Below are 22,559 nucleotides of genomic sequence, written 5' to 3'. Positions count from 1 at the left end.
CTCGCTCCTGCTTACGGTTTTAGGGTCGGCGCATGGCGGCCGCCCGGCGTACCGCCGTCTTAGGGTTGGAGGACGACAGGGCCGGCGGACGCCAAAGAAAAAGAGCTCCATGAAGGAGCTCTTGAATCAGGGCAGAACGAACGCGTCAGAAGGCGCGGGCGTTTTGACGTGACCTGGAGGCAGCGACCATTGCTGCAACCTCCTTGGCACGCTGTTGCTGCCGGGACGCAGCGCGAGCATTCAGAACCTTGCGCACCTGCCAGCCGACGAAGCAGAGGAATCCGCCGAGTGCGACCAGCTGGAACAGGAAGCCCAGAAAACCGAAGATGTTTGCAGCCATGATGACCTCATGAAGAAAAAGTTGAACTGCTTGGTGTAGGTACAAGGCGCAAACGGCTACCAGTATTGGTGTCAGGTCATCCTCTGGTATAAAATGAACGGTCAGTTTCAAGCCGGTAGCTTTACGTAGTAGGAAAATGTTGCAGTGCGCGTCAGCGCCTTATCAAGCGGCGAGTTCCGAAAGGCATCCCAATAACAAGGTGGCGCCCTCGCGCGCCAAGAGGTATCTATGACCAAGAATGATGTGACGACTGTGGTTCCGCTCGATTCGAAGCGCGCTTCCCGCGCCGCTCCGTCGAATGCGCCTGTGGAGGTTCCCCCATGGAATGGTGAGTTTGACGAGAACTCACTGCTGCGCCCGGGTGCCTACCTGGTCGCGGCGTTGAAGCGCCGTGCGGACTACCTAGGTCACACGGGGGTAGAGATGGCCAAGGACCACCTGGGCGTCACCTACGGGTACATCACCCAGCTGAGGAACGGAACACGCCCGACAAAGGCGATTTCAGAAGAGTTCTCCGTCAAGTGCGCGGAGTACCTTGGTATTCCGCGGCTTACGGTTCTGCTGATGGCAGGCCGTATCACCGTGTCCGACCTGTATGCGAGCCCATCGCAGCTGGAGAGGGAGGTTCCCCGTGTGCTCGAGTTCATCACCCAGGACAGCGAGTGGGGCCACCTGATAACGCCCGACGTCCTGCACGGGACGCTTGAGACGAAGTACTTGGTAGCCCGTTTGTACGAAAAGGCGACTCAGCGCCGGTTGCTGCCCGAGCAACTGAGCTTGGACCGCATTGCAGAAGCGTTTAAGGGCCTCGAACAGGAACGTGCGAAGCGGTTGAGCGAAGCGTCGTCCCTGGAAGGCGGTGCTGATGAATGACTACTGGCGTCGGTATGACGCGCTTTTGATTTTAAAGGGCCCTGCTTTGCGGGGCCCTTTTTCTTGCCTTAGGCGTCAGCGAGGGCCTGCCAACCCGGCGACGAAATCACCCGGTCTGCAGCCTTGAATTCGACGCCGTTGGCGTTCATCGACACCTTCGTTTGGTCGTAGCGCATGTCTTGGCCGAGCGCCTGGAGATATCGCAGGCTGATGAGGTTATAGAGCTGCTGCTCGTCGGGGGCCAAGTCGACGAGCATGTAGGTCGGGATGATGCCGTGGTGGTCCGAGAGCTTGGAGTCGTCGAAGGTGGTCGAGCGCATGACGATTCCCTGGCGGAGGAGCTCATCGACCTTGGAGGGCGCCGTGAGCCGCACGCAGTCGAGCACCTCCTTTACCTGGGCTTTCTGGTTCTCCGCCAGGTATTCACAGTCTGTCCGAGGATAGCTCGTAACCTTCTTTTCATACAGCTTTTGGGCAAGCTCGAGTGTTCGAGCTGCCGAAAAGCCGAGTACCCGGTTGGCATCGCGCTGCAACGTGGGCAGCGAATAGGGAAGCGGGGGACGTTCCGAACCGGGCTCCCGGGTCACTCGCAGCGGAGCGGTGGCGCCTTCGGCCTGCCTCATCATCTTCTCGGCGTCCGCCTTTTCGGTGATGCGCTTGTCTTCCGCCGGTGCGTGCCACATCTTGAAGGCTTTCCCGCTCGCAGTGGTCAAGCTCGCCTCCAGCTCGTAATACGACGACGACTTGAAGTCAGCGATAGCCTTGTCGCGGTGCACGATGAGGGCCAGGGTGGGGGTCTGGACCCGTCCGAGCGGAAAGTAGTCGCCGCGGACGTTCGCCGCCAGGGACACCGCACGCGTCCCCGTGATGCCGTACATCCAGTCGGCGTGCTGCCGCGCCTTGGCCGCCTCGTAGAGCGGGTCCTTGGACGAGCCAGGCAGCAGTGTCCCCAAGGCCTTCTTGATGCCCGCAGGTGTCATTTCGCTGGCCCAGAATCGCTCCAGCGGGCCACGGTACTTGCAATGGTCCAGGATGAGGCGGCCGATGAGTTCGCCTTCCCGTCCCGCGTCGGTCGCCAGGACCACCTTAGTGGCGGTTTTGAGCAGTGCTGCGATGGCCTTCACCTGGTCGCCGGAGCCGCGCACCACGCTGTACTTCCAGTTCTCAGGAATCATGGGAAGTTGCGCCCACTTCCAGTAGCCGCCCCAGTCCTTGGAGTAGACCTCCGGGTCGACGAGCTCGAGCAAGTGGCCACGGGCCCAGGTGATGAGGGTTCCGTCCTTGGCCTCGATGTGGAAGCGCGACTTCGACTTCACGCCCATGATTGCAGCGATATCGTTGGCGACAGAGGACTTTTCGGTAAGGATAACGGTAGGCATTTGTGGTCTGGTTCAGAGGTCGGGTTGGGAAGGGGCGGTATCAGCGGCGGGTGCGTCGAGTGAATCGGTTTCGAGGTCTCCGGCGGCGCGCATGAGGTCCAGCGCAGTGGTCTCCTCCACGCCATGCCAACTGAAAGGCACGTCCACGAAGCAGCGGGCGAGGATGATTTCGGCGAGCACGAGCTCCGGAGTCAGGCCGGGGTATTCCTTCAGGAACTTCGCGATGTAGCGAAGCAGCTGCTTGTCGTGCTTGTGCCGGGAGTCGTAGACGAAGACGAGCTTGTTTAGCAGCAGTCCTCCGCTCTTCGTCAGTTGCGAGTCGCGGGTCAGGAGCTCCAGCGCCTTCTTGACCTCCTCGTACGGCTTGAAGGCCGACTCGACCTCAACCCAGTCGGCAACCCGAGTACCGTCGGTGAACCCAGCGGTCGCGCCGGAATAAACGATGAGCCCGTCAGGAATCTTGCGAAAGCGCTCACGCACGTATTCCTTGTCCACGGGCGACCACCCCTTCAGGAGAGCGTATTCGCCGAAAATTTCGTCGCCGGCGCGAGCTCGCTCGATGAGGTAGTTCGTTCCGAGAGTTCGGTGGAAGAACTGAGGCCCGTTGAAGGCCAGCTCATAGCCTTCCTGCGCGACAATGTCGAAATCCTTGAGGCGGGCGACACCCTTCGAGGCGAGGACGAGCGAATAGCCGCCAAGCGTATTGGCCTTCTCGAGGAGCATGCCTTTGCTTAGCATGCGTTTGACGGTTCGCCCAGCCATGACATAGGCGCTGGTTCCCGACGACCGTGGCCAGACGGCGGAAGCGACCTCCTGACGGCGAAGATGCCCAAAGTGGCGCAGGGCCTTCAAGATGCGCAGCTCATTCTCGTCGGCAACGGCGCGACCATCTTTGGTGGTCGGCGTATAGGGTTGAGGCATACGGGTTCGATGGAGCGATGAAAGGGAAACACCGCTTGCTTGCTTCGGGCCCGTTTAGACGACGCAAACAGGGGGTGAAACAGGCAAGCGGCTACCCAACGAATAGGTACAGCGTGTTTAAACGCCGAATCCAAGCGCTAAGTGGTTGACGGAAAAGACTTTTTCAGTGGAAACCTCGTGGCCTACGACGTGCTGGCTAGCCGTCAGGTCCGGGCACGTTCGTCCGCCACCATCCAGGGGCAACCCTGCTTGCGCGGAGGACTCTGCCTCTTGCCCCCTCGTGCAGGGAGGGCCCTCCACGCCAGCTTCCCTCGGGCTGGTTTTGCATAAAAAGGTTTGCTACCTAAAGTCTTTCTCTAGATTGAGAGTTCTTCTAAAACCCTCAATCAAGAAGAGAGTCTCGCGCATGGCGCGCCCGCGAGCTCGTGCTTGTGCCCGCGCGCATGCGAGAGGCAAGCCGGCCACCGGCAAGGGCCACACTGCTCGAAGCTTTGGCGCGCTGCTCAGTTGTCTGTACCTCCCGGTGCCTTCTAGGCTCCGGATTTGGCCAATGACCCCTAGGAACCCTCGCCCTCGATATAAATCGCGTCCCCTATATCGACGTGGCTCTCGGGTTCGAGGGCCAAAGCTTTTGGACCTTCGATGCTGCACAAACTATCCTTCCACGTCGAACCTGCGGCCGCCGCCGTACCAGGAGAAACGGAACCACTTAGCGTAGCCGTGCACCCCCTGGTTAACGGTCAGCGCCTCGACCCGAGTGGCCGATACTTCTTCGACGTAGGGTTGGTTCTTGCGCTGAGGGCGCATAACGCCGCTCCGGTGGACTTTTTCACGTGCTCCTGCGGTGTCGCAGGGTGCATCGGCATCTATGAGCCGAGCGAACTGCGAGCCACGGCGGACACCCTCTCCTGGCTGATTCCGACCGGGAAGCACGGCGTCGAGCTCGTAAGACTTCCAGGCGCTGGCCCTTTGCTTCAGTTCACCTTTGACAGGTCCGAGTACGAGTTGGTTCTCGACGACCTGGTTCGCCAGCTCGAGAGGGTATCGAGCAGCCACGGGGGCCGCGGCGTCGATATCTGGGCATGCTCGGAGGGTGATGGGAGCCTCCCCTCGCTTGGGGCTCGCATCGCGGAGGAGCGCGAACGTGCCGTCGCCTCTACGACCGAGAGGCCTGGCGCCGGCAGGTGTTCGGGGACCTCTTGTTCTCCGAACTAGAGTTCACGCATCCAAACGGCTACATCGGATGTCTTCCCCTGGAGAACGTCGCCTATACGCTCTCCTCGGCTGACCATTTCCACCTGAGCGAGACGGCAATGGCGCACATCGAGAGCGTAATCGTCCCGTCATTTCGGATGGGCATCGAGAGGGTGACCGAGATGGCCCGTACACTGGCTTGGACCGCGTTCGTGCACCAGGCTTTTCGCTCCGAGCGAAGCCCTGTCGGCCACGCGCTGGGCCACCTGAAAAGCGCACCTGAGTGGCCAGCTGTCTCGTTTGCGCTGGTAAGCGACTCGCGCACGTTCGCCCCCTAGGGCTGCGGGCGTCCGCAGAGGCCCAGAACGGGCCCCTGTGGGCTTGCTCCGCGGCAAAAGAAAGAACCCTCGAAGCTTGCGCTTTGAGGGTTCGAATTGGTAGTGGTCTAGTGCCAGACGCGAACGGCCAGCTTGTTCTCAGCGACGATGGACAGGTGGACGCGGGAGACGATGTTACGCGGGACAAGCAACAGACGCACGTACTGCGTAAGGTCGTAGGGGGTCGGCTTGGGCTTGACGAGCTGGGGGTGGCCTCCTCGTCAAGCGACGCTTTGCCGTGTAGTGGGGCGCCTTCGGCACCACCTTGAGGGGCCCAGTCTGCTGCGTCGGCATCAACTGGCAGGCCGCTGACGCAGCTCCACCAGTCGGGCTTCGAGCCAGCTCACGTACGACGGTCGAGGGGTGGGCAGTGCGCTGAACTCTGCGAGCAGCACCTGCGCTCCGCCATCCAGTAGTTGCACGTACCCCGAGATGTCCTGAGTAGGGTCGACGTAGACTGTGTCAATGACCTTGTAGTCACCGTACTCGCGAGCCGTGATGGGCTTTCCTCCCGGGCCGTTGTAGTTGGCGCTTTCGAGAGGGCGGTTGAATTCTTCGAACGCCGTGAAATCCACCTGCAGCTTGCCAACATCGTCGTGCTGGACGGTTCCACCTGTCACGTGCATTCGCATGCCGCGTTCGGGGTAGGCTTCCCAGTCCTCAGCCAGGGGGAGGCATTCGACGGCGACGGGGCGGAAGCGAGCCAGCTCCATCAATTCTTTGAAGTTCATTGTGTTTCCTTTGAGGTCTGCCTGTCGGCATTCCTTGTATAGGCGCTGCTGCGGTCTCTGACGGCGTGGTGCGTGGCGGCTGGATTTAAGGAGGAGGGCCTACACGAGGGATTGTCAGCCAGCCACCCTATGTTCAAGCAGCTTCTATTCGTCGTCTCGATTGTGGCGGCGCAAGCGTCGACAGCTCAGAACCTGCCGCCTGTGCCCACCGAGAAGAGTGCAGAGTATGTGTTTTCTGTACACGTTTGCCGGCGTGTCGAGAAGGTCGAAGACGCGTTCCACCCCTGCGTGACGACCGCAACCAGTCGCTTGGCGAGCCAGACGGGCGACACGGCGAGCACATCCAACTTTCGGCAGGTGACCTACCTCGCCTCGAGCCCCGCAGGGCCGGCTCGGTCTGCCGAGCACGTTGCCACAGCGCCCGCGCTTTCGCCGCAGGCGGTAAAGGTCGGCTATGAGCTCTCCCTCAAGCCGCTGTATGAGTCAGATGGTCTCGCGTACGTCCAGTACGACCTTTCCGCGGCTCAGATTGCCCGATGGGTGGCCGTGGAGGGGGAGGGCGTGGCCATACGCCTCCATGTTCCGGAGCTCCAGGAGACCAAATTGAGTGGGACCGACAAGGTGCGTCCGGGGCAGAGCTTCCGGATTGACCGCAGCGGGTACGTGTTCGAGGTCCGACTCCTCAGCGCCGCGCCGCCGACCTCCTACTGACGGCCAGATTCACCTGTGAAGGGCGCGACCTTACGCGATTCTCAAGCGCTAAGGTTCCGGCCCGCGGCCCGCATGGGTTGGCTACACGGTGGAGGAAAACCAACACCATGAAAGATATTGAAATGAGGACCCTTCACTTTTCTGCCCGTTGCTTTACGACTATCCAATCGCTCCTTTCGCAGGTACTCAACGGCCTGCGCGACTACGATGGCCGACCGAAGGTGTGCCTGGCGCCCCTTCGAGGCGCCCTTGCCGAGGTCTGCTTGCGGGACGAGCCTCAATGCGTTTTCAAAGTCGCGCCTCAGAGTGCGGCTGGCGAGGCAAGAGAGCGGCTGCTTCTGCAGGCCTATTTCCACCACATTCACGCCGCAGGACGGGACGAAGGCGTCGAGCACGACATCCGTCCGCTGCCACTGAGCCTGGAAGGCTCGGCTTGCAAACAGTTTGCGGACCTGTTCGGCGACGAGCAGTTCCACGAGGCGGTGCCGACCCCGGAAGGCCCTGGCACCTCTGTGAAATACGCATTCGCATTGGCGCGGCACAACCGCCGCATCAACGCGAGCCGAGTCGCCACTCTGGACTTTCTGGCGTCGCTTGCGCCGCTGACGCACTTCCCCGAAGCGGGGGCGTGCGCTAGCGAAGCTCGGGGCGTGCTCTATGGGCGCAATCGCCAGTTCACCTTGGACATGCTCAAGTTTGCCGTGGTCCTGGGCGATGCGCAGACGCTGCATCAGGTGCGCGAAGAGGTCTGCCGACCCTCGTTCTCGGAGCGGATGTCGGTCATCGAGTACCTGCAGGTCGACGGCCGGATTCCTGGCAAGTGGCTCGCCGGCGAGGAGCAAAACTTCCGTTCTGAAATCTCCGCGAGGATGGCCCTGACCGCCCTGCAACAGACGACTGAAGCCAAGCTGGCCTGAGTCCATCCAGCGTCAGGGCTCTTGCCTTTGATTTCCACCCGACGACCGCTCTCGAGCGGTCGTTTCCTTTTGGGCGGTGGCGGTGGCCGGAACGGTAGTAGTAGATTTGCCGGATTGCGCGGACCTGAGGCGGCTGGCTACACCAAGAAGGGCAACTCTATGAGCAACTATGTGGCAACCACTGACACCTGAAGAGGCGCTCGTCGTCCTTCCGACTGGCGGAAAGCGAACGATTTCGCAGACCGTACTTTCCGGCCGGCTGGCTATGGAGCCGGTGCCGCCGGCTGACACTAAAAGCTGGACCTCGCAGTTTCGGCGGGACGGAGCCGCACCCGGCTCAATCGCTTCGCTCAACGGCACGCGCTCGCAGGTCTTTGCCCAAGCCGTCAAAGCCACTTCCATGTGGCTGCAGGCACAAGGGTTCGGTAGCTTCAGCTGCAGAGCATCCTTGCTGGCTTGTGCCGGCGCGCAGTACCACCACGATGCGACGTACTTCCCAAATGACGTGTTCTGCGTGCTATGGCTGTCTGACAAGACCCCGTGGGACGTTTACTTCCCGTTCCTGGAACGAAGAATTCCACTGGAACTCGGCACCGTGCTGGCATTCGACTCAGCGCAGCCTCACGGCGTGGTCGCCCGGGATTGCGTCGAGTTCCATCCCGATTCGTTCCGAGGGGCTCCCGGGTTCTTCTGCTCGCAGGAAATCGGGTTGACGGCAGCGGTGCGGCGTCGGATGGCAATTAGGAAGCTGTCGGAGCGCGGTCGGAGAGGATGCATAGGCATCGGTGACAAACCGACGCGGACAGTGTGGATGGACGAGATTGACGGGGTGAGCGGTGCTTGGAAAGCTCAACCCGCTCAGCTCCCGTCTACGGCCTACTCCCGCTGACATTCGAAAGGCCGACGTTTCACGACGTCGGCCCTTTTTTTGCCTTGGTGGGCCAGGCTTAACCGAACTGAACGCAACGCATGCTGAGCGTCCCGGATTGAAAGCCTTCGTAGATGGTTTGCGCGCGCTCACCGCCGCCTGCGGCTCCGAGCGGGTACATGAAGGGGTAGTAGTGGTCGGGCGTCGCTACGGCAACCGATGCCCCGTCGAGCTTGCTGAAATTGATGAGGGCCTTGTCGTCCCTTCCGGCGAGTGCAGCCTTCACGGCGTCATCGAACGACTGCGCCCAGGGCCGGCTCGCCGTGAGCGCGTCCGCGACCCCTCGGTCCGTGGCACGAAGGTTGTGCACCACGTTGCCGCTTCCGAGATGAGAACGCCCTTGTCCCGAAGGGCGGCCAGCTCACGGCCGACTGTGTAATGAAACGAAGCCGGCTTCTCGTAGTCGACGGAGACCTGGAAGACCGGCACGTCCGCCTTGGGGTATAGGTGCTTGAGGACTGTCCACGTGCCATGGTCCAGGCCCCACTGCTGCGTTGGGACCACGCGCCCCTGCTTGACCAAGCCAGCAGCAAGATGAGCCAAGACAGGGTGGCCTGGCACGGGATACTCCATGTCGAAGAGTGCCTGGGGGAAGCCCCCGAAGTCGTGGATGGTCTTTGGACGCTCTTGAACGCCTACGCCCGTGGCGCCTTGGGTGAGCCAGTGCGCGGAGACGCTGAGGATGGCAGTGGGTGTCGGCAGAGCTCGGCCCCACGCAAACATCCGGAGGGTGAACTCGTTGTCGCGAATGGCGTTCATCGGGCTGCCATGCCCAATGAAAACTGTGGGCATGCGAGCAACGGATTTGCCGCGCTTCTCCGCCGCCGCATGGGCGAGGCTCGAGAGCGATGCAAGGGCGGCCGTCGCGCCATGCGCAGACGTTTGGAGCAGAAAGCCGCGGCGGCTTGAGTCGGCAGAGAACATGTTTTCAGGAGACTTGCTCGAAGCAGAGCAGCAGGCGAAGGGGCTCGGAACGGGACGGAATTCGTATAGCCGGACGCTTTGTATGGGCCCGGCCGCCCGCGGGGACAGGGCCGAGGCCCTCCCGCCGATTGTAGGTGCGGACCTGGACTCGCAAGGCCGCGCTTTTTCTTGGGAAGGAAGAAGCCCCGCATCCACGAAGGAATGCGGGGCTCACGAATCAGCTGCTTAGAGCGGTCGGACGGAAAGGACGAACCAGCTCTCAATCCCACCACCGTCGTGCTCGAAAGCCCACGACGTAGCCAGGTCATTTGCCCTTGCCCAGGTTGCGAAGCCTTCCAGATTGGGAAATAGGCATGAGCTGGTGCTTCAACCCCGGCCCTTTCTATCTCCGGGCGTAGGCCTCAAGGGGCGAGCACGCGGTGCGGTTTCGACCCTTGCCGGGGCTGGGCCGCGGGCACGACTTCGAGGTCTTTGACGGAGACCTCGAAGAGACGCATCTCCTTGCGGCGACCATCCTTCGGGAAGCTGACGATGGGGGCGACAGCGCCCATGCGGTAGCCAGTGACCTCGCCGGTGCGACCTGAGTAGCGCTTGGACTCCGACGGTCCCTTACGAACTAGGGCTTCAGCCGTGAAGCGCACCTTCGTGCCTTTTTCAAAAAACATGTATTGCTCCTTTGTCCTCTGACGTGTAGCTCGTCATGCCCGCTCAGGCGAAAACGAAGGCGCTATACGAGCGCCTTCGGTGCCGTAATGGCAATCAGCTGATGCGCTTGATTCCAAGCGCGTGGTACAGGTCCGGACGATTGGTCTCCAGCCAGTTGAGGGCTTGAGGGACGTCTAGCCGAAAATCGACGCCGCAGGCAAGGCCCGGTTTACGCTTCCTTGCCAGAAAGTGCTGCTCGTGCGCCGCAGGGGCGTCTGCCTGGCCTCCATCGAGGAGAGACTTCAGCACGAAGGCAGCGGCCTCGCCCTGCATCCCATTTCCGACAAGTTCCATGATGGCCTCGTCTCCGGCCTTGACGAACCACGAGGCGGGCGTCTACGTTCACGTCCTGGCTGCCCGGAGTGCCCGGAACTGTGAGGTACCCATTGACGGCAAGGGGAGCGTCCTGGGGAGAAGCGGTGAGCACCGGAATGTCTCGCGCCGCTGCGCAGTCCCATCCTCCTTCGTCATCAACTCCCCGGCCACGCAGCTCCGTAACGAGCTGAGGGAGCAGGTCGGCGAAGCCCTGTCCCCTCTGCAGAGTCATGATTTCCCGAGGGGCATAGCCCATCTCGAGGTCCCGCTGGGCGGTCGCATAGGCGACGTTCCTACAGAGAGCAGGTCAACTCTCTTAGGAAATGCCATGAAATGGCTTGCTCTCGTTCTCTCTTTTGTTTTTTCGCATCTTCATGCTGCCGAGGTAGTCGACATCGCTCTCGATGCACGTTTCGACGTGTCCGTGGCGGAGGTCGGCTCCGTCAAGCCCCAGGAATTCAAGCACTTTGGGGTCTACATGGGCCAGCCGGTCGATGTCAGCAAGGAAGTCGTGCTCTTCGTGCACGGGTCCTCTGGCTCACCTCGAGATTTTGTGGACGTTGCAGGCAAGCTGGACACATCCAAACAGCAAGCCTGGTATGCCTACTACGCAAGTGGTGACGCTGTCGCAGTGAGTGGCGGACGCCTTGCAAAGGAAGTCCTTCGCTTGATGGACGAAGCGGGCATGCAACGTATCCGAGTTGTTGCTCACAGCATGGGCGGCCTTGTGGCTTGGCATCTTGTCAAGGCGCTGGAGCAGCACATGCATGTCGACCAACTCGTCACGGTGGCCACCCCTTGGGGCGGTCACTGGGGCGCGGGTATCGGCTCAATGATGTCGTTTTTGACGCCCTGCCGTGATAGCTGGCACGACCTCTCGCCCGGGAGTCGGACGCTGCAATCCATCTACGGCAGTCAGCTCGAAACGCACTTCACGCTGGTTTACGCAGTTACAGAGGACAGCGCTGAGTCCGACGGCGACGGCACCATCAGCCGTCAAAGTCAGCTTGCGCCTGGCATGCGGCTTCAAGCCGAGCAGGTCATCAGAACTGTCGCGACGCACGCATCCGTTCTTACCGGCTTGCCGGCTGAACGTATCGCATCGTTGCTCAAGGATAAGGCCTAGGCCTCAATCCTCATTCTAGAAGCCCGACCGCATCCGCGGTTGGGCTTTCTTTTGCCTTGGAGAAACGTTTTAGGCTGGTCGCATTCAAGTACCGTATTTTCTATACAGCCTTGTAGGTCAACTCAGGAACAATCAAGATGCAAAACAAAGCTGGCACGCCTCCCACGAGGTCGCCATCCGAGGATGGCTCCACTCTTGAAGTGCGCGTGTATGAGGGACGTTTGCTGCCCCAAATCGTGTGTGTTGTTGCCCATCAGGCAGAGCCTAGGACGCAGGGCGTCAAGGTGACAGGTCTTCGCTACGCGGACCGTCGATTGCGCGGCCCGGGACACGGACGTCCGTGATTCCTCTCAAGCCCCTCACCGGATTCGTTGAGGGGCTTTCTTTTGAGCTCAAGCTTCGCTGCCAAGGCAAAAAAGGGCCCACGAGGGAATCGTGGGCCGAGAATCAGTCCTTGCGCGGGATGGTTTGCATTGCGTAAACGACGCTGACCCCGCCGCGCGTCACCACCTTGAAGTAGTCATCCGCACCGCCCTTAGTGGGGCGGATATCGCAGAGCTGGAACGACTGTTCGCTGCTTCCTGCCAGGAAGGGAACTCCTTCGCCGGTGGAGGCAGCCAGCGCTTCGGTCGCGGCGATAGCCTGGTCGAGGGTGAGCATCGCCGTCGGTTCCGACGAGCGGAGCGCAACGATGACAGGACGCCCGCCCCGGCTGACCCCCTGAAAGGGGTTGACCATCGCAGCTCTGAGCTCCACGATGGTGCAAGCCTGCATTCGGCCGAAGACGGCCGCCTGAACGAGAAATGGGCTTGCGCCATCGACTGCGCTCCGGACCTGGTTCATGCGCTTGAGCGCCTCCGCGGCGGAGAGCCACGGCTCGTTCTTCTTGGACATTGGTCTTTCCTGGTTGTTTACCTTGTGCGTATAGCGCTCCGACCCCACAACGTTCGCCGAAATTTCTCCAACGTTCGCTTCTGGCGGAATTCCGAGGCGCGACAGGCACTTAGCGAAAAATCGCGGGACAGGGGAGGTCCCGGAGGCGCACGCCATGCGCCGGCGCGCGCAGGTGTAATGGATTTCGTATCCGAAACCGCTTGCCGGGCGTGCGCGGCTTCCTAAAATCGCGGCCAATGTCCCTATAGCGCGCACCAAGCGCCCATTGTCCATGCGAACTAACACAGATACTAGCAGAATCTACGATGACAGTGCCAGTGTCGAGTTCATACCTTGGGCCAAGCCAAAGGAGCGCGCACTGCTCGAGCGGCTATTCACCGCCTATCGGGCCTACCGAGGCAGCCGCCGTCACAAGGTGAAGACCATCAAAGGCGACGAGAACCTCGTCCTGCTCTTTCTCAACCATGCGAGGGCACTGCCTGGTCAGCTGCGCCCGGAGCACTTCGAGCGATGGAGCAACCACCTCTATCTTGAGCGCGGCGTCGTGGCTTCGTCCCAAAGGACCTACCAGACCGCCGTGCGCGTCTTCTTCGATTACCTCCTGCGCGAGCCGCGCTTCAAGGCCGACATCCGCCAGACGCTGGGGGTGGAGCTCGTGCAGGTCTCCACGCCCGAGAACTCCATCATCCACCGGCGTGAGCGCGAACTCGAGCGCAACAACTCGCGCCGCTCTTTCACGGAGGCCGAGGCTGCCACCTTCCTGGAGCGCATCGACCTTGAGATGGCCCTCGCCTACCAGCAGGGCTCCAAAGGGGTGCGTGCCCACCAGCGCAACAAGGCCATGTTCGGCAGCACCCTCGAGATGGGCCTGCGCGCCGATGAAGTCCTGGGCCTGGACACCGATTCGTTCGAGCCGAATCCCGAACAGCCCGCAATGGGGGACTTCGGCATCGTCCGCGTGTTCGGCAAGGGCAGCAAGTGGCGACAGGTTCCCATCCTGAAGGTCGCCCTGAGCCACGCGCTGGCCTGGTACATGGAACACGTGCGCCCGAACTACCTGGCGAAGGCAGCACCCGGAGAAAAGGCAATGTTCCTCTCCGAACAGGGCAAGCGACTGAGCTACAGTGCCTTTCACCGCGAATTCCGCCGAATCATCGAGCTTGCGGGCCTGCCCATCGAGCTGGTGCCACACTGCCTTCGCCACACATCGATGTCGTCGGATGACATGAGCGGCCTCAGCCTGGAGTCCAACCGGCAACGCCACGGCCATGCGCACGGCTCGACCATGCAGGTCTACATCCACCATCCAGATGCTTATATCCGCGGGGCGTTTAACGCCGCCATCGCCAGAAACCTGAAGGCCGATGGAGCGACCGAGTGAGCGACGTCCGCCAGTTGACCCCTGCCGCGGCGCCGCCAGCGGCAAGTTGCGTGGTGCTGTGGCGTCTGCACACGGTCATGTCGGAGCGTGGCATTCGAACCGCTACTGAGTTGTCGCGCCGGCTGGAGCCCTACGCCGTCGGACTCACCCGCAAACAGCTCACGCGCATAGTTGCGGGCCTGCCGTCCAAGCTGAACGTGAAGCTACTGGGCGCGTTGATGCGGGAACTCGATTGCGACGCCCATGAGCTGCTGCGCCTGGAGCCGACCGGCGCACCACCCGCTGCTGGGCCTGCGGGTTCGGCCAAAGATTCTGCTCGCCCCGCTCGCGGCGTTGCGCCCTCCACACCCAAGGCTCCGCGAACCAAGCATCCTGCGGCCTCTGCGGTGCCCCCGAGTGTGCCCCGGGACATCCTGGGTCCCTCCCTGGCATCCCTCGCATTTGTCCGCCCTTTGGGCGCGAGCTAGGGACACGGTGGCTGAGTCCTGCGCCCTTTGCGCCAACCCCGTCCTCATCAAGGTGGCGACACGGCTCGCGCAACGGCCGGTCTGCGGCGCCTGCTACCAGCGAGCGTTCCTACCGGTGCCCTGCTCAACCTGCGGAGCGAGCACCCGAAGTCACCAAGGGATGGAACCTGCCTACTGCCGCCGATGTAGGCCATCGACCGCGTTTGCTTGCATGCGATGCAGCAAACCGGTGCATCGTACGTCGTTCGAAGTGCCTGGCGGCTACGCTTGCGGCTACTGCCGTCGGTTCTACGAGCCTCCTGGGAACTGCACGCGCTGTGGTCGAGAGAGTCGCCATTTCGAGTCCAATCTCGCGCTCGGCATCACGTCGCCGGTTTGCCCGCGCTGCGCCCGGCCCGACTGTCAAACCTGTTCGCGCTGCCGCAAGCACCGCAAGGTTGTCGCGCACTCGCCGGAGGGCAAAGCCCTCTGCCGTCGATGCGTGGAGCCTGTGGCGTTTAGCTGCTCCAGGTGCGGTCGCTCCAGCGAGCGCCACTCCGCCGCGGAGTGTGTCCAGTGTTACTGGCGCCGCGCTCTCGCAAACGAAGTTGCCCTTCTTGCGGGCAGGCTGACACACGGCTGGGCGCGAGCGCTGTTCGAGAAGTTCGCCGCTCAGACCATCGCCCACGCCACCCTCAGCGGACGTTCCAGGGGGCGCTGGAGAGCCTACGCGCAGTTTTTTGAGCGCCTGGGTCTCGCATCGGTCAGCGGTACCGCGCCTACCGCAGAACGGATGGCCGCTGAATTCTCGCCTGAAGAGCTTCGGCGCTACCAGGTCGCCTATGCATGGCTACTCAGGGAAGGGCAAGCCGAGGCGATGCCGATGGAAGTGGTGGCGCGGACCACTGAGAATCTTGCGCAGGACCGGCTTCTGGCGCGTGTGCGAGAGCCCTGGCAGCTCGAGCTGCTCACGCGCTATCGACGAAGCCTTGCTGCCTACCTGCGTAGCTGGCGAGCCCGCGGCTGGGGCGGCGCACACGAACGGTTCACTGCGCGAACGGTCACCTTGTCTTTGCGAGCCGCGTTCCGGCTGCTCGACTCGATGCCGTCCTCTGTCGTGTCGGCCCAAGGGATTGACCGCCCGATGCTCGAACGCTTTGTGGCCAGCTACCCCGGACACCGCAACGCTCTGCACTCCTTTATCGGATTCCTGAACCGCAAGGAGCGAATGTTCCAGCGCCTCCATCTGGACCGCAGTGTGCCAAGCGGCGTTCCGTTTCACGACCTTCTGACCCCGCAGCGTGCCGGGCAGCTGCGCCAGGGGTGGTTTCGGGCGGAAGATGGGGACCTTCGGAATGCGCTGCTGGGCGTATTGATGCTCCTCTACGCGCGTACCGGGAAACAGGCGCGCAACCTTTGCCGCGGCGCCTTCCAAACTACAGCAGACGGCTCGGTGCAGGCTCGGTTCGCAGAAGTGTCCATTGACCTCGATGCCAGGACCTCGGTGCTCTTGACACGGTATCTCGCGACGCTAGAAGCTAGGCGCGGCCAGCCTCTCAAAGACAACGATTTGCTCTTCGAGTCCGCGGTGCCCGGCCGTGCGCTCTCCGACGCCGGGCTCAGGTATGTGTTGCTGGGCCAGGGAGTCACAGCCAGGCAGCTGTACACGACGGCCCTCGCATCGTTCTTCCGAGCGGGGCTGGCCACTCCGAAGGTGCTCGTGCGCACGCTAGGAATCTCAAACCAGACTGCAGTGAAGTATTGGGCTGCCTTCGCCCCACGGATTCGCGACGAGGTGGCTCAAGCCGGACGTTCGCAGGCAACGTCGACCTAGGCGCGGCCGGCCACTGCTGGTTGACCCGCGGTCGCTGTTCTGCTGAGGGCACAAAACGCCAAGCTTCCAACGAGATGGCCTGACCCCCTGACCGGCCCTGGGCCTGCTCGACACCGAATCAGCCAACGGGGGAGCCTACGTCCCATGGACAGCTCTATGGACAACCCTTCAGGTTGCCCACAGACCTGACCACAGGACTTCGGCGAAGACCTTCATGAATGAATTCGAAATCAGAATGCGGGCTCCAACCTTGGTGGTCAGTGTTGGAACTTACCAGTCGCGTCCATTTGATTTGCATGAGCGCCTTCAGGACCGCTTTGACCGGTGCCGCCGTACGGGAGCCGATAGCCTAGCACTGGAGAGCGTAAGGAAATGGCCCCGGAGAGGAGCCTTGAGGAAAGAATTTAAAAGGGGATGCCTGCCGCTAGGGCCCCCGGCGCACTCGAAGGAAGGCCTCTCGGAATGGAGTGACCTTGTGAATCCACCTTCCGGCTCAGGTACGTCACGGGGTGAAGTCACTCGGCCCGAACGCCGCGGCTGGAGAGCCAGAGTTCCACCTCTGCCAAGCACTCATCGCGGCCGCCGCCGCAGGTCTCGACTCGAGTAGAACATCCAAACGGGATGCCCGCGGCGAGACGCCGCTCGATTTCAGCTACCAGCGCAAGGAGCATGCCGGGGGCAACGCTGTCGCGGTAGAACGGGTGCACCTCGATAACGACGAGGTCCTGATGATTCATTGTGATGTCCTGAGTTGATGGGCGCCTTGCCGTCGCCCTATATAGGGGGGGATAAGTCCCGTTGGCTACAGGTGTTGAACGCGCTCGAGGAGCGCACACCAGGAAGGACACATGTCAAACGACAACCAGATGGTCGTGCTCAATGCCGACCAGAAAGCTGTATTCAAGCGCACCCTCACCGAGGTCGTGAGCGGCTTGAACCACCTCCACCAGATGGCCGCGGGCGACCAGCTCTCTCGGGACCATGGACGCAACGTCCTGTACGTCGCCGAATCCAGCCTCGCCGAGGTCGGCAAGTTAACCGGCATCGAAACCGATGCGGCCGCCGTGCGAGAAGAGCGATATGCGGCGCTTCGCGCCGCGAATCAGCGGGTCCTCCAGCTCGAGCGCAGGCTGGGCGAGCAGGTCACCGCTGAAAACGTGGAAGCGGCAGTCAAGCGTCTCGGCGACCGTATCGACCGCTGGTGGGACATTTACGGCTTCGGGCACATCTCCGACATGTCGTTCAGCAAGTACGGCAGTGTCCACCTCAAGTTGAGCGGCAGCCTTTTCGGCACCACCTCGTTGACGTTCTCGGCGACCCCCGTCTCGGACAAGGTTACTCGAGCCACCTGGCTAGCCAGCCTTGTCGAGAGGGGCTTTGTACTTGAAACGTCCGAGGGCTCCGGCCACGAAGGCTTGGTCGATTGCGAGGCGAGTCGGAACGCGCTCATCGAGCTCATCGAGTCACACTTTCCCTCGGCACGGGTCACTGGTTTCGAGAGCCATCGCAATCGCGCCGGCGCGACTGTCCTCCGTACCATCGACGTGCATATCGCGAAGCTGGTGGACATCGAGAATCTCGACCTGCCTCCGATGAGCGTCGACGCAGCAAGCTAGGTGCCGGGAATGTCGAAGCGCTGATTCAAGAAAACGCGGCCCTCGGCCGCGTTTTCGTACGCTGGGGTACCGGCTAACTGGGCCGCGGCCCCTAGCCGAAGAGGTCTACCAACGCCTCGCCAAGCCCTTTTCCGGGACCAGGCTCCGGAGGCGCGTGGCTTCGTGCTGCGCCCCCGGCCCGGCGAATCTCCTGGTTCTCCGCTTCGATGCGCCTAGCACGCTCTTGAGCGCCCGTGGCAATCATTTGTGCCTTCTCAAGGTCCGCTTGGAGCTTGCGGAACTGCTTGTCGCGGGACAGGTCAAGCTCCTGCGTTGCGCGGCTTTCCAGCCTGTTGAGCGCGGCGGCTAGCTCCTCGGAAAGCTTGCCAACCAGCACAGCCAGGTTCGTCGCTTGGCCGATTGCGGGCCCCACAGCCTCGCGGCAAAGAGCTTCGACTGCGTGTTTCCATTCCTCTTGCGCCAGCAGGCTTCGCACCAAGAGCGTCCATTGCGCTTCGGAGAGGGCTGGCACCGGGAGCTTGCAGGTCGCGAACTCAGCTTCCACCTTGGGCCGAGCCTGGACCAGCGCATTTTCCACCGCGCCCATCACTGGTTCCATGCGCTCTTCGAGTGTTCCATAGCCCTCAAGCATGGTATCCAGGGCGGACGCCCGCAGCCTTGCATTGCTCGGGACCCGCATGAAGCCAGACTCGCTGACAAGGTAGATTTGTTCGAGCCCGTCCGTGTGCCGCAGGAATGCAAATGCAAAGGTCAGGTCTCTCGCAGGCGGCCCTCCCACTCTGTAAGGGCATACCCAAAGGGCCACTGCCCGCGTCGCTTCGCTCCTGCGGAGTGCCGATGCCATGCGGGCGCGGATTCCATCAGGGCCTCCTGAAATGAAGCTCGGGTCGCCGGGCTCCACGAGCGACCCCGCCCATCCGCCCTCGTCGCCAAGGCCCGTCAACCGCACGACCTGAATCCGAGGGGGAAATTCTGGCTCAAACTCGGCCTCTGCGACCGCCTGGCGGCAAAGCTGTGGAAAGCAATGCGCTTCCAGGAAAAGCACGTCCTTCGCGGCATCGGAATCGCCGATGCCCATGCTCTGGTCGGACATCAGCTTGTCGGCAACGCTGCTCACAATGCTTCGCAAGAGGTCGTCCTGGGTAAGCCCCCCGGCTGGCGACTTCGCGCGCCCTGATTTGGTTCGTAGCTTCGCCATGATTTCAGCTGAGACTGTTTGCAAGATGGGCCACGCCGGAGCCGACCACGACCCGACTCGACTCGGCGTCCCAGAAAAAGTACAAGCGCATGCAATAGCGCTCGTCGCGCCCGCCTCCCTTGAGCAAGTGGAGGTCAAGCATCCTGCGACGTCCGTCCCATCGAACGAAGTAGGCGCTTCCCTGTTCACCTGCGATGCTGGCTCCCACGGAGCCTTCCAGCTTCAGCCCGTGGACGGACATAGCCGCGTCCAGGTCTTCGGCTTTCGCGAGCCCTAGGCGGGTGTCGCGGTATGTGCCGGCAAGTAGCTCAAACGCCGCGCAAACGACCTCCGGCCGCTCGTAGCGCGACTTCTTTACACCGTTAAGCGCACGCGGCAGGACCACGATGCGTTCGCGGTTCTCCGCTGCCCAGGCTGGCAGTGACTCCAAGTCGGGCAGCCTTCCGTCGATGTCCACGACCACCTCGTCGGCTTGCGCATCTGCGTTGCCTGTGGCGGCTTCGAGGCTCCGGAGGCGAGCCCTGTATTGCTTGAGCTGCCGCTTCTGCTCGTCCAGCAGCGTCAGCAAGTAGTTCGCCTCATCCTCTTGGGCGTTAAGACGCGCAAGCAACTCCGGGTTGGTGGATTTGACGCGACCCTCGCCACAAAGCGTCGCCAGAAGTTCAACGAATGTCGGCAGGGTCCCCGTTTCAATAGGCGCTCCCGTCGCAGTTGCTGCCGACCACCAGGCTGGAGCTTCCAGGCGGGTTCCGCCACCATCTGGGGCGTGGAACGGACTTAGCGGACCCGCGTAGCGCCTTATTCGATACCCCGTTCGGGCGGCTATTCCCTTGGGCTGTACGAAGAACGTTTCGTGCTGTGCGAGGCCGTTTTCGTCAACACAGGCCCATCGAGCAGCAACAAAACGCTGGGAGCGTTGCACGGCCAATGAAACCGGCACACCGCCGCTATCCACGTCGCCCACGCCATCCGGCAGGGATTCGCCGGACTCGAGCTGCAAATGCCCCGCGAGCGCCTCGAGAAAGCTCTCGAACACCGCGGCGCTGATACTTTTGTGTAAGGTCTGGGACTGCATAGTGTTAATCCTACGCCTCCCAAGCCCACCTTTCAGGGCAGCGCAGGAAGGCGCGGCTGGCTAGCTAGGAGTTTTGCGCGCTTGAGCAGCTCCCTACTGGTGACAGCGAGGGCTCCCCGAGATGTCGCGACCTGGCGCTGCTCTGCCGTGATGTCGTAGTGAGGATGGCGCGTACCTCGGTGGTACCAGCAGCGGTTTATGCCGCACTCGGCCGCGAAACTGTGCAGCTGCTCGAGCGAATCCGCGGTCAGGTGAAAGCGCGGCTTACCCTTGAAGGGAATCGCAGCGTCGTCGACATAGGTCGTCACGGCTTTCGCTGCTTCAGGTGGTCGATGGCCAGAATGCAACCCGCGATGTGGCACAGGCCGATGTACAGCGACGCGAACTCCATGCCTACGTCGACAAGGCCCCAGTCAAGCTCGCCCATGAACAGGGCGTAAGCGATTGAAAGCAGATGAAGGGCCATTAGGCCGCCAAATACTGCCACAGTCGCCTGCAACTGCCGGACCGGAACGCCGGACTTCGGGTGCCGATTCAGCGAGAACACGTACAGGTACGTCCATGCGACCAGGGCGACAGGGTAGGTGAGGATGAGCACAGGAGGTTCCAGGGTTGGAGGGGCAGCGTTCTGTAGCCACCTGCTTTAGCCTTGGCTAAAACCGTCTTCCCTATACTGACGGCAAAGGGACCGCATCTCGCAAGGGCGCCCGTCTCCGCTAACGAACTACCAAATCGCCGAATGTCATTTGACCGAATCAAAGGAGTGCTGGACGGCCATTAGTTTCACAACTAATGGAGCCTTCCAATGCACACTATTCCGCCCTATCAACCGGGCGTGACCCTGCGCCATCGCAGCGGCGCAAGCTACGACTATCCCTCGCTCGAGGCGGCGTTCCGCGCCCTCGGTTACTGGTGGCTGAGCCAAAACCTCGGACTCGACTTCACGTCGCCCTTCTACTGCTCCCGTCTGCTGTCTTGGGTGACCGCAGACTGGATGATGGTGACGGACTTTGGCGCGCCTGTCGTGGTCTCTGATTTCGAACGTTTCCGTGGGCCGCCCCGCCGTCCCTTCTGGGCCTCGAAGCACGACTACTGCGGCTACGGCCCCGTACCAGGGACGGGTCGTCATCACGGCGGTCACCACTTCCGTCGCGTCCATCACATCAACGAACGACGCAATGCAGTGCTCGTCGTGCACGAGGATGGCGAGGTCGCGCCTCGAGGTAAGCGCGCTGCTGCCAACCTTCCGACCCCGTGGGACGACTACGCGATTGCGGCGCGCGACGACCGCTGCTGGAAGCGCAGTCGCAAGACCCAGTGGAAAGCCCGGGTCTGAGCGGCGTACCGCAGGAACGGCGGCTCGTACGCCCACTGGGCGGCCAGGCTCTAACCGGTCTTCAAGGGCCGGCTATAGGCGTCGAGAGCAGGGTCGGTAGCTATGCGTAAGACACAACATCTCGCTTAACTCATGCGTAATCGCTCTTCCAAGCTCAGTTTCCCTCACGTCATCGTGGGGGCCGCTACTTCCGCGACCCAGGAGGCGCTCGCTCTGCATCGCCAGGTCGAGGAGGTACTGCCGTGCAATGTCGTGAACTCCTCGGCTTCGACGCGCCCTTTGCCCGGGACACATGATGGCGAAACAGTCGGATACTTTCACATCCGCAGCCCTGGTCAGCTGGGGCGGCCCGCAGACGCAATCGCGCGCGCCTTTTCCATGGATGGAGCGCCGGGCGAGACGTTCTGGCACCGCACGTTCTCATTCGACGAAACCGGCGCACTTGAGGAATCGCTCCCGCTCTTCACAACGCTGGACGAGCCCGCTTTGCGCAGGCTGGCCACTGAGGCGCCGTTGGGGGTCGTCAGCAGCCTGGCAGGCAGTCGGCACATCGCGTTCGCGCAAAGCACGCAATCTCCGGAGGTGGCCGCCTTTGTTGACTTTTCCCTCGTCATCCGCCCGGAGGTGGATGCGGAAGAGGTTCTTGCCGCCCCCTGTAGAGCCGGGGGTGTCCGGTTTGAGGTCAGCCTCAATCAGCTCGTGACCCGCGCCAGCATGCGGGGTGCCGGCGCCGCGGCAGCCCTGGTGGAGTTCGTGGTCGATGTCGTTCAGGCAGAACTGGAGGCGGCCCTTGCCCGCCTGAAGCCCGTGGCCGATGCAGCAGGCCTGACTCTCGTCGGGAACGTGTGTGTGAGTACGCGTCGCGATAGCCAGGCAACGCTGATGGTTCAATCCTTGCTGGAGGCGGCGTTGACCCACGCCATGCTCGCGCTTGCCCATTCCGCGGAGATGCCTTCCTTCGCTGTCGGCATCGAGTTCGACGGCAATACCGTCAACTAGGCTACCCCGCCGCGGGGTGCCGCTTCGCAAGCCGTGCCGACTGAGTCAGGTCCGGTTGTGCCGTCCAGAAGGCGTGCGAGCGGCAAGCCCAGCGCATCCGAGAGCTTCGACACGGACGCCAGCGTTGGGTTGACCACCTGGCGCTCAACCTGGCTCACGTAGGTGCGATGAACTCCGGCCCGGTCTGCCAGCTCCTCTTGCGAGAGGCCGGCTCGTAAGCGGAAGGTACGCAAGTTGGCCGCGAGCGTGAGGGAGGCAGACGTCGGATGTCTCGGGGCGGGCATGTCGGCGCAGCTTGCCGTCCTGCGATGAAAAAATCTACAGCCAATCCATCTACCG

Annotated in this window: 24 protein-coding genes and 1 pseudogene; 11 read left to right on the top strand and 14 right to left on the bottom strand. The window is 62.2% G+C overall.

Annotation, left to right across the window (positions count from 1 at the left end):
* Positions 1 to 145: 145 nt before the first annotated feature.
* Positions 146 to 451 (bottom strand): hypothetical protein, encoded by a 306-nt coding sequence (locus G3W89_RS31990; protein ID WP_146039487.1) that lies wholly within the window; start codon positions 449 to 451, stop codon positions 146 to 148.
* A 117-nt stretch (positions 452 to 568) separates the two neighbouring features.
* On the opposite strand from G3W89_RS31990, the gene G3W89_RS31985 reads away from it, so the two are divergent.
* Complete coding sequence (locus tag G3W89_RS31985; RefSeq protein WP_068679179.1) at positions 569 to 1,213, top strand: hypothetical protein; 645 nt, start codon at positions 569 to 571, stop codon at positions 1,211 to 1,213.
* A 68-nt stretch (positions 1,214 to 1,281) separates the two neighbouring features.
* Here G3W89_RS31985 and G3W89_RS31980 read toward each other — a convergent pair whose 3' ends face one another.
* From G3W89_RS31980 to G3W89_RS31970, 3 genes are all read right to left on the bottom strand, one after another.
* Positions 1,282 to 2,592: a DNA topoisomerase gene (locus tag G3W89_RS31980; RefSeq protein ID WP_068679181.1), complete on the bottom strand. Its 1,311-nt coding sequence runs from the start codon at positions 2,590 to 2,592 to the stop codon at positions 1,282 to 1,284.
* A 12-nt stretch (positions 2,593 to 2,604) separates the two neighbouring features.
* Positions 2,605 to 3,513 carry a hypothetical protein gene (locus G3W89_RS31975; RefSeq protein ID WP_162570730.1) on the bottom strand — a complete coding sequence of 303 codons (909 nt, stop codon included), beginning with the start codon at positions 3,511 to 3,513 and terminating at the stop codon, positions 2,605 to 2,607.
* 1,864 nt (positions 3,514 to 5,377) lie between these two features.
* Positions 5,378 to 5,815, bottom strand: coding sequence for a hypothetical protein (locus G3W89_RS31970; RefSeq protein WP_068679188.1), 438 nt, complete (start codon positions 5,813 to 5,815; stop codon positions 5,378 to 5,380).
* Between the two features lie 129 nt (positions 5,816 to 5,944).
* Between G3W89_RS31970 and G3W89_RS31965 the strand changes: the two genes are divergently transcribed.
* From G3W89_RS31965 to G3W89_RS31955, 3 genes are all read left to right on the top strand, one after another.
* Complete coding sequence (locus G3W89_RS31965; RefSeq protein WP_068679190.1) at positions 5,945 to 6,526, top strand: hypothetical protein; 582 nt, start codon at positions 5,945 to 5,947, stop codon at positions 6,524 to 6,526.
* Positions 6,527 to 6,633: 107 nt separating this feature from the next.
* Positions 6,634 to 7,443, top strand: coding sequence for a hypothetical protein (locus G3W89_RS31960; RefSeq protein ID WP_162570731.1), 810 nt, complete (start codon positions 6,634 to 6,636; stop codon positions 7,441 to 7,443).
* Positions 7,444 to 7,612: 169 nt separating this feature from the next.
* Positions 7,613 to 8,332: a hypothetical protein gene (locus G3W89_RS31955; protein ID WP_162570732.1), complete on the top strand. Its 720-nt coding sequence runs from the start codon at positions 7,613 to 7,615 to the stop codon at positions 8,330 to 8,332.
* A 58-nt stretch (positions 8,333 to 8,390) separates the two neighbouring features.
* On the opposite strand, the pseudogene ygiD reads toward G3W89_RS31955, so the two are convergent.
* The 3 genes and pseudogenes from ygiD to G3W89_RS31940 all read right to left on the bottom strand — a co-directional run bounded on the left by ygiD (position 8,391) and on the right by G3W89_RS31940 (position 10,294).
* Positions 8,391 to 9,295 (bottom strand): annotated as a pseudogene (gene ygiD / locus G3W89_RS31950) (4,5-DOPA dioxygenase extradiol).
* Between the two features lie 401 nt (positions 9,296 to 9,696).
* Positions 9,697 to 9,960 (bottom strand): hypothetical protein, encoded by a 264-nt coding sequence (locus tag G3W89_RS31945; protein WP_162570733.1) that lies wholly within the window; start codon positions 9,958 to 9,960, stop codon positions 9,697 to 9,699.
* 94 nt (positions 9,961 to 10,054) lie between these two features.
* Positions 10,055 to 10,294 carry a hypothetical protein gene (locus tag G3W89_RS31940; protein ID WP_162570734.1) on the bottom strand — a complete coding sequence of 80 codons (240 nt, stop codon included), beginning with the start codon at positions 10,292 to 10,294 and terminating at the stop codon, positions 10,055 to 10,057.
* Positions 10,295 to 10,643: 349 nt separating this feature from the next.
* On the opposite strand from G3W89_RS31940, the gene G3W89_RS31935 reads away from it, so the two are divergent.
* Complete coding sequence (locus G3W89_RS31935; RefSeq protein ID WP_162487203.1) at positions 10,644 to 11,441, top strand: esterase/lipase family protein; 798 nt, start codon at positions 10,644 to 10,646, stop codon at positions 11,439 to 11,441.
* A 447-nt stretch (positions 11,442 to 11,888) separates the two neighbouring features.
* On the opposite strand, the gene G3W89_RS31930 is transcribed toward G3W89_RS31935, so the two are convergent.
* Positions 11,889 to 12,335: a hypothetical protein gene (locus G3W89_RS31930; protein ID WP_162577751.1), complete on the bottom strand. Its 447-nt coding sequence runs from the start codon at positions 12,333 to 12,335 to the stop codon at positions 11,889 to 11,891.
* 415 nt (positions 12,336 to 12,750) lie between these two features.
* Here G3W89_RS31930 and G3W89_RS31925 point away from each other — a divergent pair, with 415 nt between their 5' ends.
* From G3W89_RS31925 to G3W89_RS31915, 3 genes are all read left to right on the top strand, one after another.
* On the top strand, positions 12,751 to 13,716 hold the full coding sequence (locus tag G3W89_RS31925; RefSeq protein ID WP_162577750.1) for a tyrosine-type recombinase/integrase: 966 nt from the start codon (positions 12,751 to 12,753) through the stop codon (positions 13,714 to 13,716).
* Complete coding sequence (locus tag G3W89_RS33780; RefSeq protein ID WP_162570737.1) at positions 13,713 to 14,183, top strand: helix-turn-helix domain-containing protein; 471 nt, start codon at positions 13,713 to 13,715, stop codon at positions 14,181 to 14,183. Before G3W89_RS31925 ends, G3W89_RS33780 begins: the two co-directional genes overlap by 4 nt.
* Positions 14,184 to 14,955: 772 nt before the next feature.
* Positions 14,956 to 15,996: a hypothetical protein gene (locus G3W89_RS31915; protein ID WP_162570738.1), complete on the top strand. Its 1,041-nt coding sequence runs from the start codon at positions 14,956 to 14,958 to the stop codon at positions 15,994 to 15,996.
* A 515-nt stretch (positions 15,997 to 16,511) separates the two neighbouring features.
* On the opposite strand, the gene G3W89_RS31910 is transcribed toward G3W89_RS31915, so the two are convergent.
* Positions 16,512 to 16,733, bottom strand: a complete 222-nt coding sequence (locus tag G3W89_RS31910) for a hypothetical protein (protein ID WP_162570739.1) — start codon at positions 16,731 to 16,733, stop codon at positions 16,512 to 16,514.
* Between the two features lie 111 nt (positions 16,734 to 16,844).
* On the opposite strand from G3W89_RS31910, the gene G3W89_RS31905 reads away from it, so the two are divergent.
* Positions 16,845 to 17,612, top strand: a complete 768-nt coding sequence (locus G3W89_RS31905) for a hypothetical protein (protein WP_068677184.1) — start codon at positions 16,845 to 16,847, stop codon at positions 17,610 to 17,612.
* 91 nt (positions 17,613 to 17,703) lie between these two features.
* Here the strand turns inward: G3W89_RS31905 and G3W89_RS31900 are convergent, their stop codons facing one another.
* The 4 genes from G3W89_RS31900 to G3W89_RS31885 all read right to left on the bottom strand — a co-directional run bounded on the left by G3W89_RS31900 (position 17,704) and on the right by G3W89_RS31885 (position 20,483).
* A complete protein-coding gene (locus G3W89_RS31900) occupies positions 17,704 to 18,741 on the bottom strand; it encodes a hypothetical protein (protein ID WP_162570740.1) in 1,038 nt (345 codons plus the stop codon).
* Positions 18,742 to 18,814: 73 nt separating this feature from the next.
* Positions 18,815 to 19,885 (bottom strand): hypothetical protein, encoded by a 1,071-nt coding sequence (locus G3W89_RS31895; protein WP_162570741.1) that lies wholly within the window; start codon positions 19,883 to 19,885, stop codon positions 18,815 to 18,817.
* A gap of 32 nt (positions 19,886 to 19,917) precedes the next feature.
* A complete protein-coding gene (locus G3W89_RS31890; protein ID WP_162570742.1) occupies positions 19,918 to 20,193 on the bottom strand; it encodes a DUF4031 domain-containing protein in 276 nt (91 codons plus the stop codon).
* Positions 20,190 to 20,483, bottom strand: a complete 294-nt coding sequence (locus G3W89_RS31885) for a hypothetical protein (RefSeq protein WP_162570743.1) — start codon at positions 20,481 to 20,483, stop codon at positions 20,190 to 20,192. Before G3W89_RS31885 ends, G3W89_RS31890 begins: the two co-directional genes overlap by 4 nt.
* A 207-nt stretch (positions 20,484 to 20,690) precedes the next feature.
* Here G3W89_RS31885 and G3W89_RS31880 point away from each other — a divergent pair, with 207 nt between their 5' ends.
* Positions 20,691 to 21,221: a hypothetical protein gene (locus G3W89_RS31880; protein ID WP_162570744.1), complete on the top strand. Its 531-nt coding sequence runs from the start codon at positions 20,691 to 20,693 to the stop codon at positions 21,219 to 21,221.
* A 132-nt stretch (positions 21,222 to 21,353) separates the two neighbouring features.
* Positions 21,354 to 22,220: a hypothetical protein gene (locus G3W89_RS31875; RefSeq protein WP_162570745.1), complete on the top strand. Its 867-nt coding sequence runs from the start codon at positions 21,354 to 21,356 to the stop codon at positions 22,218 to 22,220.
* On the opposite strand, the gene G3W89_RS31870 is transcribed toward G3W89_RS31875, so the two are convergent.
* Positions 22,217 to 22,504: a helix-turn-helix domain-containing protein gene (locus tag G3W89_RS31870; protein ID WP_162570746.1), complete on the bottom strand. Its 288-nt coding sequence runs from the start codon at positions 22,502 to 22,504 to the stop codon at positions 22,217 to 22,219. The two genes, G3W89_RS31875 and G3W89_RS31870, sit on opposite strands and share 4 nt — an antisense overlap.
* Positions 22,505 to 22,559: the final 55 nt, after the last annotated feature.

This window comes from Variovorax sp. PBL-H6, assembly GCF_901827155.1.
Taxonomy (GTDB): domain Bacteria; phylum Pseudomonadota; class Gammaproteobacteria; order Burkholderiales; family Burkholderiaceae_C; genus Variovorax.
This window is presented reverse-complemented; position numbering and strand designations above follow the sequence as displayed.